Here is an 18,377-nt window from a genome sequence, read left to right on the forward strand (position 1 = left end):
CGAGAGTAAGGGATATCGCCGCTGGGCAAGAACTGCCCTATCAACTGGATTAGTAGCTCTCATTAAGAGGCATTTAACCCTTTAGCACTTACACGTTTTGATAGCCGCCCTGTGGAGCGGCTGAGATCTTTTATTTATTCTTATTCTTGTATAAATCTATTGCAAAATAGTTGAAGATCAAAAACCAGTCTTGGCTGTTGTTACCAACAGCTTTTGTTTTATTCATTATGCTGAGAAAATCTTCGTTGCCTGAGCAATGATCTAACATTGTAATTAGTTGATTTGAGCTAAAGAATCGGCTGTTTAGAGTATTGAGTGAATTGTCTGGGTTGATGTATTCGTTTTTAAATATATCACTCTTGTAAATATTTTGTAGTTTTCTAAATATTTTATTTATCGTTTCAATCTTCTCGGTTACTTTCGGGTCGTTATCAGTACTACTAATAGTTGAATTGATGCATGATATCAGAATACTTCTAACGCTGTTAACATCTGCGAGACTATAAAAATCGAAGAGTGTCAAAGACACTTTTTCAATTTTTCTGTCTTTCAATTCAAGAGTGAACCCATTCTCAAATTCAATTTTCCCTTGTTTTCTAAGTAAATATTCATGCCTACAAATTTGCTCTTGAGACTTGAGCAGTGATAAAGCTAAATCCCACAGTCCTGGTAAGATATCTCCGCTTTTTGATTCAATGTCCAATTCTTTAGATTTTTCTTCAATGAAGATGATTCTATCTTCAGTTTCAATAATAAAGTCACATTCACCACCATCTGAATCTGAGCTAATATCTTGAAAAATATTTTTTTTAACTTTGTACTTTAATCCAGATTTGTGAGATATTTTTTTTGCGTTTAATAGGTTTTTTATAAATTCTTCTGATATATCACCACGCAATTTGTTAAAATTTTTCCCTGCTATGCCAATTTTAGCGCATTCATGTTCCAGCTTATCCCTAAAAAAACACACAAATCCATCGTTATGAAAATATGAGTTTAAATAAGTAATGTTTTCATTATTTTTAATAAATGGTTTTTCATAGTAGTTTATTGTATTTATGTCGAAAGGATTTAGATAGCCTTTATTTACTTGACTTTCTTCTATACACAATTCACTTAATGCGCTTTGTATCTCATTTTCTGTATATCTTCCTAGTAAGTGAGAATATAATTCTACTTTTTCTATGGACTGTATATCAATACTCGGCGTTGTATTTACTATATCAAAAATATCAATGTAAATGCTTAAATCTATCTCTTTTGGTATTTTGGCGTTATGCTTATTATTGAACATGCCATTGATTATTTTTCTGGCATTACTATTACTATACTGATGAATAGTAAATAGTTCATCGTGCAATAAGTTCTTTCGCAAATAAGGGATTATATCTTGGCCTGAAAGCAAGCTTTCGTATGGATGTAACCATTGTAGTTCTAATATTGTCATTAGATCTGTCGATAACTCAATAATCTCTGATATTTGGATTTTTGCTTGATGATTCTTTACTGTATTCAAATTCTTTATGGACAGATTATAAAGGTAACCCAAAGGAATATTTGGCTCTGGCTGAGAGTTTGTTGGATGTAACTCTTTCCTCAAGTAAAATCTATCATGCTTTCTTGTATAGCATGATTTAATCCTTGCAAGAATATCCTGATAAAGTTTGTCACCTACTTTTTTTGCTCTAAAATCGATTCTTTGCAGAATATTGTTGAATTGATCATCGCTTATGTGAATTTTACCTTCGATTATATCAACCTTGATTCCTTTTTTTCTGAATCTTTTAAATGCTTCTGATACTATTTTGTATTTTTCATTTAAAGATAAATCTTGAGTATTATGATTAGCCATATAAATGTAATTCTGTATAAGTTTATGTGCCTCTATCCATTTTTGTTCGTTGATGGTATATCCATCTAGAAAATTTAAAAAGGATCTGAGGAAAGCAAGAAACCTGAATTCATTAGGATTTTTATTTTTACAATAGAAATCATACGAGAATTGATTGAAAACCGTGATGTAATCTTCGTAAGGACATTCGTTTGAAGTTAATAACGATACTACTTTTCTCTTTATAAAGTCCGATACTTCATTAGTCGTTTTAGAAGAAGTGAAGGTGTAACCTATTTCGTTAGCTACCGCTATAAAATCCTTCTTTTTTTTAAAATCTATACTCCAATCGTAAGTCGATGTAGTCAGAGTAGAGAACAATTGATTCATCGTTACACCTTATATTTACAATAATATCAAAAACTCACCTAATTATATGATTCTAAATCAGAATACACCTTTTAAACTCACATTGCGAGATAAATACTGATAGTGAACCAAATAAGGAAGCCCTGATAAGCCTTTTATCTGTTCATTAGTTTATGTATGTCAAAACTCAGTACTGTAGGATCCCCTCATAATTCATAGCCCCAACAACCATGAGTTAATGAGAGTTGGGCTAGTTTCTTCGCAGCACAAAGCAAATCATCTGCTGATATGGGGTAGTCATGCCGTCGCCGCAGCAGTTCTTTGCCCATCCTGATTGTTGATAGCACATTCCTTTTCTTTACCGTGTTGGCTTGGAAGTGCCGCTGTAATTGCTGTGTTTCTCCGTATAATCCTACCCACCAAAATGCCAGTTGTACCAATAATGCTATCAATAGCAGTATGTCCATCCTCGCCGCATAACGTGTTCTGCTATGACGTAAACCAAAGCCATAAGCGGGGCTTTTTAAATCTCTAAAGGTTTCTTCTATTTGCATCCGTTTTTGGTAAATATTAACCAGTTTTTGAGGCGACATGGCTTCTATGGTCAAGTTGGTCACCAGTGCCCAAGGCTCTTTGGCGGTCAGTTCATACGTCCATTGCGCCGTATGGTGACAGTCTGTTGTCGTACTTCGCTGACCTTTTCTGCCTTTACTTGGAGCCCTGAACAATACCATCTCGCATAACAAGGGTTTCTTTACCGATAACGCCACTCGCCCAACATGTTTTGCGCGACGACTGGCTTTGGGATAAAGCGCTTTTAGCGAAAATTGGCGACCGAAGGGGTGCAGCCGATAGACACTTAATCCTCTGACACGACCCAGCCAATACCAACCGAGCTGCTCGACTTTTCGAAACCATGGATTACGGAAGCCCGCGTCAGTGACTATCAGCGGGGTAATATTGTCAGGTAACACTTTATGGAGTTCATTCAGAAACTGATTATGGGCAGTTTGTGTGCCTTGTAGTACTAACGGAAATGTTCGCTCGTAGAGCGTGATAGAGCGGCCCTTAATCGCAATAGAGGCGCGTAGTGCAATCAGTTCACGACCTTCACGCATATCAGACCAATCCACCAGTATGGTCGGCATCGTATGTGCTGTTAGCAGCCACTTTGCATGCCACTGATAAACAGCCAGTCTTTCATGGTGAAGGTGCGGGTTGCCCAATAATCTATCCATGCGTTTTATTGAGTGTTTAGTATGAGTGCTGGTGCCATCAATGTGCCGCCCTAAATGCGTGAGGGTGAGACAATCCGCGTTGATGAGGGCTTTGCAGGCGACCATGAGTGTATTCAGTCGCTTTTGATGGATTTCTGGACAATGTTGATAGAGAGATTGATGTAAGATAGTTAACACTTGCACCTTGATGCCCTGTGATTGATGTTTGTTCGCACTTCCATCTGATCACACTTCAAGGTGCAAGTTCACTCTAATTTAATGATTTATCTGAAAATCATCAGGGGATTCTTCAGAACTCAGTATAGTGAGCTGCACTGAGTATTAACGATAACTTGGAATGGGGCATAAATGTTTTAGAAAAGGCTGTACACCGATGTGTTAGCTGCCTTTTCAGTATGATTCTTTATTATTTGGTGTCAGTTATTCTGCATTCAGCAATTCAAAGGGGCGAGCAATCGCCCCTTTGAGATCGCCAAGGGAAAACACCTTCGAAAAGCGCGCAAAGCTTTTGCCATAAAATACCGATTCCACCACGGGTAAGCTAAAAACCTGGTATCTCGCGGCAATGTCGACTTGCGCCTCACAGTCGATATAGGCGAGCTGCATCCTCGGGAAATCCTTGGCTAGCATAGCGGCGATTTGCGGTTTTAGTACCTGACACACCCCACAACTTGGTGCACCAAATAAGAGTAATACCGTTGGATATTGCTTTAGTACGGCATCCAGTTGCTCGGGCGTTTCAATGCTGTGGATAACGGCATTAGGCATGGGCAATCCTATCGAATTTGGGTTTTTACAGACAGAATATCACGGAATTAATCCCCATTTTACGGCATGGCTTCCGAGAAATGTGCCTACGTAAAATAGGCTCACCGTCAGTATGATTACGCCTAATGCGATTAACCCTGTCATCTGTTTTCCGTTAAGATGAGCAATCAAATGCGAAAGCTTATTTATCATGTTTGTTTTACCTCGTTACAACATGGATGAGCTACACCATTGGCTTTCACAAGGGATGCCATCGTCGTCGCCATCCATTTGCGTGTTGGGACAATTTTGAATGTAAAAGGTCGCTTCGGCACAGGAGCGCATATGGCTGCAATGGGTTTTGCCCGTTTCACACTGGAATTGCACCTCGAGTGAGTTTTGCTGTTGTAATACTTCGGCGGGATCTTGGTTTACGTCAATAGCTGTTTCTTGTCTTTGCTGGTACTGGCCGTAGCCAAAACCCGCTAGTGCAATCAGCAACAAGATTGAAATCACGCGGTTGAACGAGGTTTGACCTTTACTTGAATGGGGGAGGTTGGTGGCTCGGTTAGTTTGTGGCGTGCGTGTTGGTCCCTTTGATACTGGACTTGCTGCCAGCACTGCCACTCCTTCAATGGAGGCCATCACGGCTTTTATTTTGCCATCATGTTGTACTTCTGCATGGTATAGAATGCTATCGCCCACTTTGGGTTTTCGCGCCATCATTTTTAGTGCGGAAATGTGAATAAACACATCGCGAGCGCCGCTTTGTTCCGGCTGAATAAAGCCAAATCCCTTTTCCTCGTTCCAGCGAACTAACACACCTCTATCCATGAGCATTGATTCTTTCCTTATAAGTTGATTCTGCGCCTAATTGGATTTACTAGCATAAAAGGCTGCCAGCTAAGTTACTCAAGTTACAGCCTTTTGGCAATTTGTATCTTAGCTGCCCCGTGATTGATGCACTTTGCTTTGTGCGGGGCGATTGCCTCAGTACCTTGTGGTTTATTTGATTTTAAAAACAAGTCATTAAGTCGTTCCGACTAAATTTTGCGCTAAATACTTGCAATATTACTGTGTGTCACATAGTATTTGCTGTGTGCCGCATAGTATGTGCTGCACAGTGTTAATCATAGGAATTGATCATGACAAGTTCACAGCTAGTCAAAATGCGACTCGAGTTGCGCCGTGGAGTGTTGGTGTTGGCGGTATTGGGATTATTAAAACAACCCCATTATGGCTATTCACTCCGCAAACAGTTGCAGGACGGCGGTATCGATATTGATGAGGGGACGCTGTATCCCTTGGTTCGTCGTTTAGCTGAACAGGGATTGTTAGACAGTGAGTGGCGACAGGCCGAAGGGCGTGAGCGTCGCTACTACCAATTGTCTTCATCGGGGGCCGAGTTACTTAGCCAACTGACCGAGGAATGGCAGCAACTGAATGGGGCTTTAGCGTTTTTGCTAGGGCAAGTTACCGACGAGAATGCAGAGGAAAACTGATATGGAATTAGTTGACCGTTATATTGCCGCTGTGCAACGGGAATTACCCGAAGATAAACGTCAGGAAATTGGTCGTGAGCTAAAAGCCAATATCTGTGATCAATTGGATGCACTCGCGGAACACGCCGAGTTAACGGAGTCACAAATCGCCGACGTGTTACAGCAAATGGGCCATCCGGCACAGGTTGCGCAACAATTTGTGCCACCCACTCCCATAGTCGCCAGTGAAGATATTTCACTGTTTAAACACACGCTTGTGATGGTGCTTGGGGTGTTATTTGTGCTGCAGGTGGTGAGTGGTGCGACTCAGTGGTTGGGTTCAACCGAGGGGAGTTTATTTGGATTTATCCGCCATATTGCCAGTGGTTTTATCGTGGACGCATGTTTTGCATTTACCGCCATTCTACTGTCTTTTTGGAGTATTTCTGCTCAGGGCAAGGTGATGTTTGGTGGTCGTTGCCAACATTGGCAACCGCAGAATTTGCCTAATGTTGGGCCAGATTGGCAGCATATCAGTTTAAGTGATGTGTTTTCCGATTTAGCCACCTATCTGTTTTTGTTACTGTTAATTTGGAATAACCTCTGGATGAGCGCAGATCAATTAGCTGCTCGCTCGGTGATTTTTAGCGCCAATGCACAGCAATTATTGCAGTGGTTTAGCCCGGTTATTCTGCTCTCTCTCCTAAATACGCTGTGGCAGTTGCTGCGTAGGCTATGGACTGCGCCATTATTGCTGGCGAATGCGGGGGTTAATCTGGCGTATGCGTTGTGCTTAGTGTTTCTGGCATTCAGTTCGCCGCTACTCCAATACCAAGGGGGCGAAGTAGAGGGGATTTTTACCCTGCAGCAGTTAGATACATGGCTCGGCCATGCGCTGTTGGTTACTGCGTTATTTCCGGGTTATGAATGTATCCGCGATATGTTACGTTGGCGAAAATTAACCGCTCATTAGGTGTGTTTAGGGGCTTATTCGGCATGATCTTCAAAACTGGCTTTTGCCTGTTGTTTGTAACGTTCAAATAAGCCTTCTTGCTTCATCTTTTTAAGTTGATCAGCAAGAGGCTCTGCAAGTTGGTTATGGCGTTTATGTAAATAGCCATAGCTAGTCAAGGGCTCTAGGTTCGCAATAGGCTGAATTTTTTGACCTGCAAACTCGGGAGTTTGTTGAAGGATCTGTAAACTGATTTCTGAGTCAATATAGATATCGATACGGTCGTGTAGCAGTTTTCGAAAGGAGGTTATCGGTGAGGAGGATTCGCTTAGTTGTGTCTCTGGGATTAGCTCATTGAGTATTTGTTCTGCCCGTAATATGCCGCGATAATATTCAACCTTGTACCCTGTATTTGTTAATGATTGCCAATGCGTTATCTTGATATTCGGATTACTTGTAAAGGCGATTAACTGGGTTTCGATAACAGGTTCTTCAATCCGAATAACATTACTCACCTTATCTCCATAGCTAAAGATCCTGCCCGGTTCTCCACCGACTTTACCCGACTCCAGCATTTTACTGGCTCGAATCGCGGGTACGAGTTCGTAGCTAAACCGATAGCCTAGTTGCGCTAAAGCATGGGTATAAATCAGTTCAGCCCATTTAAAGTGAAAACTATGTTTCGGATCTTCGTAAAACGCCATGGTAATGGTGGGTTTATTTTGTACAGCAGAGATGGTGGGGGAAGGAGCTATCTCACTTGCTTGAGCGGAAAAACAAAAGAATAGCCCAATTAAGATATTCGATATGGTGAGGTTCCATTGTTGCATATCTGCTCCCTTTCATTATCACTCAGTACTATTGAGTATAGTCACCATCATTCATCGGTTTCGTTTTATTCTCAAGCTCGCGCTCTGTTAGGGGGACCGCTGTATTGTCGAAAAAATGTGATCTGTTGGTGGATAAATTGTCCTTTCAGCAATAAAAATGTGCGACGCAGCACGTAAATTTCACAGTAAAGTGTCGTTGGTGAATTTTTCCTCACTAGAGTTTGAGCTCGATCTGCTTTTGGGGTGTGAAGTCAGTGTTAAATCCGCGTCATCAATTCGTTGACTCGGGAAGATAAAATGAAGTCAGGGCATGCAGTTCCAAGGTGGCTATCCAAAGCCTATCTATCTGGTGTGTGGTTATTACCTGTTTGTGGTTTATCGAGCATCGCGGCTGCCGACAGCGCGGATAATATCGAGCGACTTGAGGTACGTGGCATGCAAATTAATACCTTAGGTCATAGTACTTCGGCATCTGAGGGAATAGTGGGGGCGGCTGAAATTGAAAGTCACCCTTTGCTGCGCACGGGGGAAATCCTTGAGTTTGTCCCAGGGATGATAGTCACTCAGCACAGCGGCTCGGGTAAGGCGAATCAGTATTTTCTGCGCGGCTTTAACTTAGACCATGGCACTGATTTTAATACCCGAGTTGAAGGTATGCCCGTTAATATGCGTACCCACGGCCATGGACAAGGTTATACGGATCTTAACTTTTTAATCCCCGAGTTATTGGGGGAAATCCGTTATGCCAAAGGGGCTTATTATCCTGAAGTGGCTGATTTCTCTGGCGCGGGTACGGCGCAGATCCTGCTCGCAGATGAATTAGCTTACCGCCAAGTTGGCGTGACCTTAGGGGAGTATGGTTATCAGCGGCTGGTGGCCACTCAGGATATGAAGACTGAGGTGGGGCGATTTATTTTAGGCACTGAGTTACAAGCCTACGATGGCCCTTGGCGTGATATTAAGGAAGATGTCAGCAAGGTGAATGTCGTCGGCCGTTATCTTACCAAGCTTAATGGCGGGGATTTTAGCCTCACCATGATGGCCTACGACAATAGCTGGAATTCGGCTGACCAAATTCCGGCGCGGGCGGTGGAGTCTGGGCTGATTGATTTTTACGGCTCACTCGATACCGATGTGGGCGGTGAGGCCAGCCGTTATAGTCTTTCAGCTAATTATGATGCAGGCAACTGGCAGACAAATGCCTACGCTATTCGCTCGACCATGGATCTGTTTTCAAATTTTACTTACTTCCTAAACGATCCCATCAATGGCGATGAATTCGAGCAGGTCGATGAGCGCACCATTTGGGGCGGCGATATTAAACGCGACTGGCAGCTGAGTTTGGCGGGGACTCAACTCAATTACACTCTAGGCGCCGATGTGCGCTACGACGATATTGGCGCCGTGGGTTTGTATAACACGCAAGCTCGCAAACGCCTCAGTACCGTTAGGCTTGATGAGGTACAAGAACTTTCAACTGGGCTGTTTGGTAAAGTAGAGTGGCTGCCCGCCGACCAATGGCGGGTGAATTTAGGTTTAAGATACGACTATTTTGATGTGCAAGTGGATACCGATAATGCCCTCAATAGTGGTGATGCGTCTGAAGGTATGCTTAGCCTGAAGGCCGGCGCTTCCTATTTGCTGAATGATAATCTCGAACTCTATGTGAATGCAGGGCAAGGATTGCATTCTAATGATGCCCGCGGCGCAACGATTAAGGTTGATCCTGTCACGGGTGATGCGGTTGAAAAAGTCGATTTGTTAGTGCGTTCCAATGGCGGCGAGTTTGGGGTGAAATACTATGATCGCGACTTTATTAACTTTTCGGCAGCGCTTTGGTATTTAGAACTCGACTCTGAACTGGTCTTCGTCGGCGATGCGGGCAATACCGAGCCTAGCCGTGCCTCTGAGCGTTATGGTGCTGAACTAACTGCTTATTATTGGCTTAATGATGATGTGAGCTTAGATATGGAATTAGCCTGGACCCACGCCCGTTTTACTGAAAACGAGCTTGATGAAGGCAAATATATCGATGGTGCCGTACCCTTTGTTGGTAGCGCGGGGATCACCTACCGCCCAGATGGTGATGGCTGGTATACCAGTGTCAGGCTGAGATATTTAGGCGAGCGGGTGCTCGATAGTTTTGATGAGCATAAGGCCGATGCCACGAGTTTAGTCAATCTAGCACTTGGCTATGAGATATGGGGTTTCGACACCAAGCTTGAACTATTGAATATATTTGATAGCAAAGACCACGATATCGATTACTTCTATGAATCACGCTTACCGGGTGAACCTGCAGAAGGGGTCGAAGACTTGCATTATCACCCCGTTGAGCCACGTATGGTGAGAGTGAGCGTTAGTTACCACTTTTAGTATTCAATACCACAGGCATTCATCACGACATTCGTATTGCTGCGTTGCGCTAAGTTTATTCCGCAATCGGGATAAACTTAGCGTTTTTCATGTTGTTTACTGCAATCCGTTCGACATCTATCTGCAACAAAAAGGCCATGTAAATCGCGTCTGTTATTCATGTAACTAATTGAAAAAATGGCACATATTAATGGTGTACCCTCATGCACTTAATAATAAAATCGGTGATGAACGTGATGAATATTAAACGGATTGCTGCCGCAATTTCCTGCAGTTTAATGACGGTTGTGGCCCATGCTGCAGTCTTACCCACAACCCAATCCGATAGTCAGTGGTTTAAGGACAGTGTCGCTAACGTTGCGGCCAAGGCACAGGTTGAAACCAAAAAAACAGCAAAAAATGTGATTCTGTTTGTTGGTGATGGTATGGGGATTTCCACCTTAACCGCTGCACGTATTTTGCAAGGACAGCAACAAACGGGTAACCAAGGCGGCGAAGAACACTTCTTAAGTTTCGAGCAATTTCCCCGCACCGCATTAGTGAAAACCTATAATACTAACCAACAAACCCCAGACTCAGCAGGCACAATGACAGCCATGACCACAGGGGTGAAAACGAAGGTGGGGATGCTCTCAATCTCTGACACCAGTTTACGCGGTAACTGTTTGTCTTCTAAAGGCAATGAATTAGTTTCCCTCGTTGATCTTGCCAATGCGAAGGGCTTATCGACAGGGGTGATCACCACGGCCCGTTTAACCCATGCGACCCCAGCGGCAGCTTACGCTAAATCCCCTGATCGCGATGGGAAAGCGATGCAAACCTGCCAGCCGAAGCGGTTGCCAATGGTTGTACTGATATTGCTAGCCAACTGGTGATGCGCGATCCAGCCAATGCGCTCACCGTGGCATTAGGCGGTGGCCGCAGCTATTTTTTACCCAAAGAAGTGACAGGCGGTGAGAACAAAGCAGGGAAGCGTAAAGACGGCAAAGATTTGACCAAAGCCTGGGTGACAAACTTGAGTAAAGCGGCCTACGTTTGGGACAAAAAAGGCTTCGATGCCGTCGATGTTGCCAATACTAACCATCTTCTCGGCCTCTTTAATCCATCTCATATGGAATACGAAGCCGACCGCAATGATGACGTAGCAAGTGAGCCATCACTTACTGAAATGACCGAAAAATCCCTCGAAATTTTAAAGAAAAACGATAAGGGCTTCCTGCTGATCGTGGAGTCGGGTCGTATCGACCATGGTCACCACGCGGGCAATGCTAGCCGCGCACTGACCGATGCGGTGGAATTATCCAACGCGGTGAAAGCTGCGGTCGATGCCACCAGCCGCGACGACACGCTAATCATGGTTACCGCTGACCACAGCCATGTATTTACCATTGCAGGCTACCCCAAACGCGGAAACCCGATTTTAGGTTTAGTCCACGATGTGGATGGTTCGTTAGCCCTCGCTAACGACGGCAAGCCTTACACCACGCTGGCCTACACTAACGGCCCTGGCGCTGTGGTTGGCGTTCGTGACGACTTAACCTCTGTCGATACTCAAGATAAAGACTTCATGCAACAAGCACTGATCCCAATGGAAAGTGAGACTCACGCCGGTGAAGACATCAGCTTGCACGCAATGGGACCAGGTTCGAATCTGGTGCAGGGCGTGATTGAGCAAAACGTGATCTTCCACATTATTAACCAAGCTCAACAGCTTGGCGGCACTAAGTACTAGGTCGTTAGTGACCGACAGTTCTCGCTTTTGGAGTTAAACATGAATAAGAAATTACTGGTACTCGCGATGTCAGCCATGCTGGGTTTAGCCGCATGCGGTAACGATGGTGAAAATGGCGCGGCAGGTACACCGGGTTCAAATGGTTCAAATGGCAGCGACGGTAAAGATTGGAGCGCAGTCAACCAATGGTATGTGGATGCTCAAGCCCGCGTGACTAAAGCTGATGCCATAAGCGTGAATAACGAGGTGGGTGCGGCGAAGAACGTGATCCTATTTGTTGGCGACGGCATGGGCGTATCGACCATCACTGCAGCGCGTATTTTAGAAGGCCAATTAAAGGGCAAAACGGGTGAAGAAAACGCTTTATCCTTTGAGACATTGCCCTATGTAGGCTTATCTAAAACCTATCACGTCGATGGTCAAACACCGGATTCTGCGGGCACTATGTCCGCGATGGTAACTGGGGTTAAAACCGATATAGGTGTGATTTCACAGGCTGAAGGCGTAGTACGTGCTAACTGTGCATCGACCAAAGATCAAAATCTGGTGACATCATTAGAACTGGCTGCGATGGCGGGTATGTCTACTGGTGTGGTCACGACTGCACGTTTAACCCACGCAACGCCAGCTGCGACCTACGCCCATGTGCCTGATCGTGATTGGGAAGCTGACTCAAATTTACCCGTTGAAGCGGTTACTAACGGCTGTAAAGATATTGCCGCCCAAATGCTCGATTTTAACTATGGCAATGGCTTAAACGTGATGATGGGTGGTGGTCGCGGCAGTTTTATCCCCAAAACCCAGACTGATCCAGAAGGTAAAGCGGGTAAGCGCAGCGATGGTCGCGATCTAACCGCTGAATGGTTAGCTAAGTAACCTGAACTCGGGGTGACAAGTGTCGAAAAATCTAAATTTAACAAACCAAATAAATTTTATAAATAATTGTTTTGAAAAGAGAAATATATTTTACCATTCCAGCAATGGCAGCTCGATATCAATAAGTGGACAGCGGCGAGTTAAGCCCACAAACAAAAACGCACTGAGCGTTGAAGGCTCAGTGCGTTAGCTAACGATTTACGAAGGCTTAATTATCGAATTGCATCAAAAAATCTAAGCTTGGGGCGAAAAACGACGAGCCAGTCAACGCACTGGTAAAGTGCATCAAGTGGTCGTGATTACCCGCACCGTCGCCAAACACCATGCTGTGGAGCATCTTCTCAAAGTGATCCGGTGTGCGGCAGGTTGAAATAAACATCAAGCCTTGCTCCTTGAGCGAGCCGTAAGGCATGCTCTGGCGCAAAATCTCGATGGACTTGCCGTTTTCATCCTTGAGGTTTACCCGCTTGATATGGCTGGTTAATGGCTTATCTTCCGACTCGTATTCGATGTTGTCTTGCTTGGTACGACCGATAATATCTTCTTGCTTTTTAAGCGGTAATCGATGCCATTTACTCAAATTGTGCGCGTATTTTTGCACGTGAATATAGCTGCCACCCTTAAACTCTGGGTCTTCACTCCCTACTAAGGCGACTTCTTGGCGATGGCGTCCCTTAGGATTTTCGGTGCCGTCCACAAAGCCAGTTAAGTCACGGCTATCCATAAATCTAAAGCCGCGTTCTTCTTCCACTAGCTCGACTAAGTCTTCAAACATTTGGCTGATTTCGTTAGCCACTAAATGCAAAATATCGTAACGATCGCAACGAAGATGCACGAACAGATCATATTCGATCGCTGGCGCCTCACGGTTACCCTCCTGCATCGCTGGGAAAGGCTTAAGCATTTCGGGACGAGACTCGGGATAGAGGCTATCCCAATAATTAGCACCTATCGCCACAAAACCATTGAATGCGCTGTCGGAATATTGATCCGTCAACTCATAAATATACTGCGCTACGTTGGCAATACAGGGGCGCAATTGCGACTCGACATTGTCATTTGCATTAAACATCAAATAGACGCTATGTAAGTTTCCCTCGGCACACACACCCAACTGTTCACGCGGCATATTTTGAATATCCATCTGGTTATCACCCTTTTGTCGATTCATTTTCGGCAATATTATCCGCAACTTTACCTGAAAATGACATTAAGTAACGCACAGTTTGTCCGTCTTTCTAATGTAAAGACGGCTGTTAAAACCGCTATATAGTGAAATATAAAAATTGACGAGGCAATCACGCCTCGTCAATTTGTTTTATTCATCCTTCTGCTTCAGTCACACAGCAGCAAGTTATGTTTTAGTATCCTGCAGCATAGCCATCCTTACGGCTTTCGGATGCGCCACGGTAAACGCCTGTTTCTGCATTAAAACCAATGGCTTGATAACCGCCAAAATCACCGAGAACATCGCGCAGCACATGGCCTTTTTTAATCAGTTCACGGCGAGTTTCGATGGGGAACCCTGATTCAAGGCTCACATAGCCACCATCATTCATTATCTCACCCGTAGGCTCAGTCGAACCTGAATGTAAAATTCTGGGGGCATCGCCCGCTTCTTGCAAGTTCATTTTAAAATCAATCAGATTGATAATAATCTGCGCATGCATTTGGGGCTGCGTCGCTCCGCCCATCACCCCAAAACTGAGCCAAGGTTTACCGTCCTTGGTCACAAAAGCAGGGATAATAGTATGGAAGGGCCGCTTGCCTGGCGCGTAAGTATTAACACGGCCTTCGGTGAGATCAAACATTTGCCCGCGATCCTGCAGCACAAAGCCGAGATCCGGCGGCGTCATACCTGAGCCCATGCCGCGATAGTTACTCTGGATCAGCGACACCATGTTGCCGTCTTTATCCGCGGTAGTGAGATACACTGTATCCCCATGTTGCAGCGCAGGATTCCCCGCATCGACACTCTTAGCCGCCTTGTTTAAATCAATTAACTTGGCGCGCTCGTAATTGTATTGCTGCGAGATCAACTCTTTCACAGGCACTTTGTTAAAGGCCATGTCGGCATAGAATTTAGCGCGATCGGCAAAGGCGAGCTTTTTCGCCTCCACAAATAAGTGCACATATTCGGGGCTATTAAAGCCCATGGCTGCGACATCGAAGGGTTCCATGGTTTTTAAGATCTGCAGCGCGGCAATCCCCTGACCATTTGGCGGTAACTCCCACACATCGTAACCACGGTAGTTGACCGATACGGGTTCGATCCACTCGCTGGTGTGGCTGGCTAAGTCTTCATAACTTAAATAGCCACCTTGAGCCTTGAGGTATTTATCAATACTTTTGGCAATGTCGCCCTTGTAGAAGGCGTCGCGGCCGCCTTTAGCAATTTTCTCATAGGTGTTTGCCAGTGCAGGATTTTTGAAGATTTCGCCCACTGCAGGCATTTTGCCATTAGGCATATAGGTTTCTTTAAAACCGGGGAATTGAGCGAGCTTTTTACCGCTGCCCTCAAGGTAATAGGCAATCAACTCGGAGACAGGGAAACCTTCGTGGGCATAACGAATCGCTGGCGCTAAGTTATCGGCCATTGGTAACTTGCCGAACTTATCGTGCAGTTCGAACCATCCATCCACCGCACCAGGAACCGATACGGGCAGCGGCCCTAATGGCGGTAAATAGTCTAATCCGAGGGATTTAAGCTTCTCTAGCGTTAAGGATTTGGGGCTGCGACCGGAGGCATTAAGGCCATAGAGCTTGTTATCTTTAGCACTCCAAACAATCGCAAATAAATCGCCACCAACACCCGATCCAGTCGGCTCGACTAAGCCCAGCATAGCATTAGCCGCAATGGCCGCATCCACGGCGCTGCCGCCCTGCTTTAACACATCAATCGCGACCTGTGTCGCCAACGGTTGACTGGTCGCCGCCATTCCGTGGGTGGCATAGACCTCTGAGCGCGTCGCAAAGGCTTTACCTGTGATCCTATCCATGGCCAACACTCCCGAGGACGACATTGCCGTCGCCACTGTGACTAAGGTACAAATTGATTTTATTGTTTTTATCATAATTCCTCCAAGGCTGGAGGAATTAAGGTAACAAGGAAGGTTCAAAATATCAGCAAACGAGACATTTTTTGCTCAAGTTAAACGTAAGCAAAAATGTCACCGTCTTTACGCAACTGAGTGCGATAACGCCACAGTGCTTAAACTAAGATTCGAATAACACGAGAGAATGCGGCTCAGTGCTTAAACCCACTCGTTGGCCAACATTGAACTGCATGATTTGACTACGCACTTCTAAATAATAAGCGTGGGATGCCGCCTCCACTTTCACCCAATAATGGCAAAATGCGCCGAGGAAGCGCCGCTCGGTAATAGTCCCAACGCCTGCATCATCAGCACTGAGCGCCAATTGTTGTGGCCGCAAAAACACTTGCCCATTAAAGGCGTGTGATTGCGACAATGGCGTGAGGCTACGCAATTGGCCAATAGGCGTTGTCACACTGTGGCCATCAACAACCTCAGCGGGTAAATAGTTACCACTTCCTAGAAAATCAGCCACATAGCGACTATTCGGCGCGGCATACAAGTCTTCTGCTCGGCCATGTTGTACTATTACACCTTGGCTAAAAATGGCCAAAGTATCGGCGAACACAAAGGCTTCATCCTTACTGTGGGTAACAAAAACCGCACTGACATTACGCTGCTTTAGAATGCTGCGGATCTCCGCCATCATGCTGTGGCGAACTTGCGCATCAATATTCGAAAAAGGCTCGTCGAGTAACAGTAATTGCGGCTCATAGGCCAAAGCGCGTGCAATCGATACCCGCTGCTGCTGACCACCTGACAACTCGTGGGGATAACGCTTGGCTAAGCCTTCGAGTTTAACTAAGGCGAGCATGTCATCTAAACGGGCCTTACGCTGCGCCGTCGTTAACTTAGCGACACCAAACAGAATATTCTCGGCCACGGTTAAATGCGGGAACAGTGCATAGTCTTGAAAAATCATCCCTATGCCGCGCTGTTCACTCGGCACAAACTGCCCGGCGCCGCTGACGGTTTTGCCATTGATTTGGATCTCCCCTTGGCTAATCGCCTGCAAGCCTGCCACCGCCCTGAGCAAAGTCGTTTTGCCACAACCGCTTGGGCCGAGCAGCGCAAGAATTTCCCCCTGTGCCAGCGTCAAATCTAAGCCTTTGAGTATCTGTTGGCCCTGATAATCGCTATGAACTTGATGAAGATTGAGCGTACTGGTCATCGGTTATCTTGCTCCAAGGAACGGTTTAAATAAATCAACGGGACCAAGCCTACGAGCACAATCACAATGGCGGGCAAAGCCCCATGTTCCAGTTTTTCATCTGAGACAAACTGGAAGACATAGGTCGCAAGATTCTCAAAACCTATAGGCCGCAACAACAATGCGGCGGGTAATTCTTTCATACTTTCGATAAACACCAGCAGCGCCCCGGCAAATAAGCCCTTAGTGAGTAGCGGTAAATGCACTCTTTGGAGCAAACGTCGAGGGCTTTGCCCAAGTGTTAGACTCACCATATCTAATGAGGGCGAGATGCGTTTATAGCTACTCTCGACACTGCCAATCGCAATGGCCACAAAACGCACACAAAAAGCAAAAACCAGCGCAACCGTACTGCCAGTGAGCAACAGCCCTGGCCCTGCCATCCCCAACCAATCGGCGATGTCGTTAATCGCAAAGTCGAGCAGGGTTAACGGCACCAATACACCAATGGCAAGTACCGTACCGGGCAAAGCATAGCCGGTTGAAGCCAAGCGCGATGGCAATGCATCACTCGACCTTGGGCTCACGCGGCGGATAAACATTAGCACTAATGCGATGACACAGCACACCAAACTGGTTATCAGTGCCAACGTGAGGCTATTCACACTCAATTGCCAAAAAAGAGGGTCCCAGCTCTGCTCAAAATAATTGATGGCATAGGATAATAAAATGCCGCTTGGCAACACAAACGCAAGTAATAACAACATGCCGCAATAACCTAAACCCAGCAGGGTTTGCATCGGTGAGAGCCGATACAAATCAATTGCTTGGATGCGAGATTGTTTTTGAAATAACTGTTGCTTGCGGCGGGCAAAACGCTCAACACCAATCAAGCTAAACACCACTAGCAAGATAATGGCCGAGAGCTTTGCCGCGGCGGTTAAATTGCCATAGCCCAACCAAGTGTCATACACGGCTGTCGTTAAGGTTGGCACGGCAAAATAGTTAACTGTGGCAAAATCCGCTGCGGTTTCCATCGCCACTAAAGCGACACCCACGGCCAAGGCGGGCCTTGCCATCGGCAAAGATAAGCGCCAAAAACTCTGCCAAGGCGAGCAGCCCATGATCCTTGATGCATGGGCCAAGTTTAGGGATTGCTCCATAAACGCGGTACGCGCTAACAGATAAATATAGGGAAATAACACCAGCGATAGCACACAAGCGGCGCCACCTAAGGTGCGAATATCGGGGAAAAAGTAATCCTGCGGAGAGCTCCAGCCAAAGAGCGCGCGCAAACTCCTTTGTACTGGGCCTGCGTAATCGAGTAAATCGGTATACACGTAGGCAACAATGTAGGCTGGCATAGCTAAGGGCAATAGCAAAGCCCATTGCAAATATCGTCTGCCGACAAATTCGCAGCGCGCCATTAACCAAGCGCAGGGCAACGCCAGCAACAGTGAGCCAATACTCACCCACAGGATCAACCATAAACTGTTGGCGATATAAGTGGGTAATACGGTAGAGAGTAGATGACCAAAGACGGCCTCATCGGGCTGAGCCGCTTGAAGAAGTAACGCCAAGAGGGGTAACACCAGTAGCACTGCTATGGCATAACCAGTAAGCGACCAGCTTCTGGCTAATCCTAAAATCATGTGGATCCTTTAAAGCAAGTGCGCCAATCAATGGCGCACTTATCGATT

Annotated in this window: 12 protein-coding genes and 2 pseudogenes; 5 read left to right on the top strand and 9 right to left on the bottom strand. The window is 45.6% G+C overall.

What is annotated here, in order from left to right; translation table 11 throughout:
• Window positions 1-130 precede the first annotated feature (130 nt).
• The 4 genes from SO_RS03440 to SO_RS03455 all read right to left on the bottom strand — a co-directional run bounded on the left by SO_RS03440 (window position 131) and on the right by SO_RS03455 (window position 5,025).
• The gene (locus tag SO_RS03440; RefSeq protein ID WP_011071040.1) at window positions 131-2,221 is read right to left on the bottom strand and encodes a hypothetical protein; all 2,091 of its coding nucleotides are present in this window, start codon (window positions 2,219-2,221) and stop codon (window positions 131-133) included.
• Between the two features lie 185 nt (window positions 2,222-2,406).
• Complete coding sequence (locus tag SO_RS03445) at window positions 2,407-3,621, bottom strand: IS4-like element ISSod3 family transposase (RefSeq protein WP_011070548.1); 1,215 nt, start codon at window positions 3,619-3,621, stop codon at window positions 2,407-2,409.
• A 237-nt stretch (window positions 3,622-3,858) separates the two neighbouring features.
• On the bottom strand, window positions 3,859-4,206 hold the full coding sequence (locus tag SO_RS03450) for a thioredoxin family protein (RefSeq protein ID WP_011071041.1): 348 nt from the start codon (window positions 4,204-4,206) through the stop codon (window positions 3,859-3,861).
• Window positions 4,207-4,413: 207 nt separating this feature from the next.
• The gene (locus tag SO_RS03455; protein ID WP_011071042.1) at window positions 4,414-5,025 is read right to left on the bottom strand and encodes an excalibur calcium-binding domain-containing protein; all 612 of its coding nucleotides are present in this window, start codon (window positions 5,023-5,025) and stop codon (window positions 4,414-4,416) included.
• 305 nt (window positions 5,026-5,330) lie between these two features.
• On the opposite strand from SO_RS03455, the gene SO_RS03460 reads away from it, so the two are divergent.
• Both SO_RS03460 and SO_RS03465 read left to right on the top strand, forming a co-directional pair.
• On the top strand, window positions 5,331-5,687 hold the full coding sequence (locus SO_RS03460; protein ID WP_011071043.1) for a PadR family transcriptional regulator: 357 nt from the start codon (window positions 5,331-5,333) through the stop codon (window positions 5,685-5,687).
• Window position 5,688: 1 nt separating this feature from the next.
• Entirely contained in the window at window positions 5,689-6,639 is a 951-nt protein-coding gene (locus tag SO_RS03465) for an HAAS signaling domain-containing protein (RefSeq protein WP_011071044.1), read from the top strand.
• Window positions 6,640-6,653: 14 nt separating this feature from the next.
• Here SO_RS03465 and SO_RS03470 read toward each other — a convergent pair whose 3' ends face one another.
• Complete coding sequence (locus tag SO_RS03470; RefSeq protein WP_011071045.1) at window positions 6,654-7,448, bottom strand: type 2 periplasmic-binding domain-containing protein; 795 nt, start codon at window positions 7,446-7,448, stop codon at window positions 6,654-6,656.
• Between the two features lie 297 nt (window positions 7,449-7,745).
• Between SO_RS03470 and SO_RS03475 the strand changes: the two genes are divergently transcribed.
• The 3 genes and pseudogenes from SO_RS03475 to SO_RS03485 all read left to right on the top strand — a co-directional run.
• Window positions 7,746-9,824, top strand: a complete 2,079-nt coding sequence (locus SO_RS03475) for a TonB-dependent receptor (RefSeq protein WP_011071046.1) — start codon at window positions 7,746-7,748, stop codon at window positions 9,822-9,824.
• A gap of 236 nt (window positions 9,825-10,060) precedes the next feature.
• Window positions 10,061-11,556 (top strand): annotated as a pseudogene (locus tag SO_RS03480) (alkaline phosphatase family protein).
• Between the two features lie 39 nt (window positions 11,557-11,595).
• Window positions 11,596-12,429: pseudogene (locus SO_RS03485) on the top strand (alkaline phosphatase); the annotation flags it as partial.
• 211 nt (window positions 12,430-12,640) lie between these two features.
• Here the strand turns inward: SO_RS03485 and SO_RS03490 are convergent.
• The 4 genes from SO_RS03490 to SO_RS03505 form a co-directional block, all read right to left on the bottom strand.
• On the bottom strand, window positions 12,641-13,576 hold the full coding sequence (locus tag SO_RS03490) for a Dyp-type peroxidase (protein ID WP_011071047.1): 936 nt from the start codon (window positions 13,574-13,576) through the stop codon (window positions 12,641-12,643).
• Window positions 13,577-13,793: 217 nt separating this feature from the next.
• On the bottom strand, window positions 13,794-15,506 hold the full coding sequence (gene ggt, locus SO_RS03495; RefSeq protein WP_011071048.1) for a gamma-glutamyltransferase: 1,713 nt from the start codon (window positions 15,504-15,506) through the stop codon (window positions 13,794-13,796).
• 142 nt (window positions 15,507-15,648) lie between these two features.
• Window positions 15,649-16,698 (bottom strand): ABC transporter ATP-binding protein, encoded by a 1,050-nt coding sequence (locus SO_RS03500; RefSeq protein ID WP_011071049.1) that lies wholly within the window; start codon window positions 16,696-16,698, stop codon window positions 15,649-15,651.
• Complete coding sequence (locus SO_RS03505) at window positions 16,695-18,329, bottom strand: ABC transporter permease (protein WP_011071050.1); 1,635 nt, start codon at window positions 18,327-18,329, stop codon at window positions 16,695-16,697. Before SO_RS03505 ends, SO_RS03500 begins: the two co-directional genes overlap by 4 nt.
• Window positions 18,330-18,377 lie beyond the last annotated feature (48 nt).

Source organism: Shewanella oneidensis MR-1, from assembly GCF_000146165.2.
Classification (GTDB): Bacteria; Pseudomonadota; Gammaproteobacteria; order Enterobacterales; family Shewanellaceae; genus Shewanella; species Shewanella oneidensis.

Excerpts from the sequence above, each read along its gene's own strand:
- SO_RS03490 (WP_011071047.1), bottom strand. The coding sequence starts at position 13,576 with ATGGATATTCAAAATATGCCGCGTGAACAGTTGGGTGTGTGTGCCGAG.
- SO_RS03460 (WP_011071043.1), top strand. The coding sequence starts at position 5,331 with ATGACAAGTTCACAGCTAGTCAAAATGCGACTCGAGTTGCGCCGTGGA.
- SO_RS03440 (WP_011071040.1), bottom strand. The coding sequence starts at position 2,221 with ATGAATCAATTGTTCTCTACTCTGACTACATCGACTTACGATTGGAGT.
- SO_RS03465 (WP_011071044.1), top strand. The coding sequence starts at position 5,689 with ATGGAATTAGTTGACCGTTATATTGCCGCTGTGCAACGGGAATTACCC.
- ggt (WP_011071048.1), bottom strand. The coding sequence starts at position 15,506 with ATGATAAAAACAATAAAATCAATTTGTACCTTAGTCACAGTGGCGACG.
- SO_RS03470 (WP_011071045.1), bottom strand. The coding sequence starts at position 7,448 with ATGCAACAATGGAACCTCACCATATCGAATATCTTAATTGGGCTATTC.
- SO_RS03500 (WP_011071049.1), bottom strand. The coding sequence starts at position 16,698 with ATGACCAGTACGCTCAATCTTCATCAAGTTCATAGCGATTATCAGGGC.
- SO_RS03475 (WP_011071046.1), top strand. The coding sequence starts at position 7,746 with ATGAAGTCAGGGCATGCAGTTCCAAGGTGGCTATCCAAAGCCTATCTA.
- SO_RS03455 (WP_011071042.1), bottom strand. The coding sequence starts at position 5,025 with ATGCTCATGGATAGAGGTGTGTTAGTTCGCTGGAACGAGGAAAAGGGA.
- SO_RS03505 (WP_011071050.1), bottom strand. The coding sequence starts at position 18,329 with ATGATTTTAGGATTAGCCAGAAGCTGGTCGCTTACTGGTTATGCCATA.
- SO_RS03450 (WP_011071041.1), bottom strand. The coding sequence starts at position 4,206 with ATGCCTAATGCCGTTATCCACAGCATTGAAACGCCCGAGCAACTGGAT.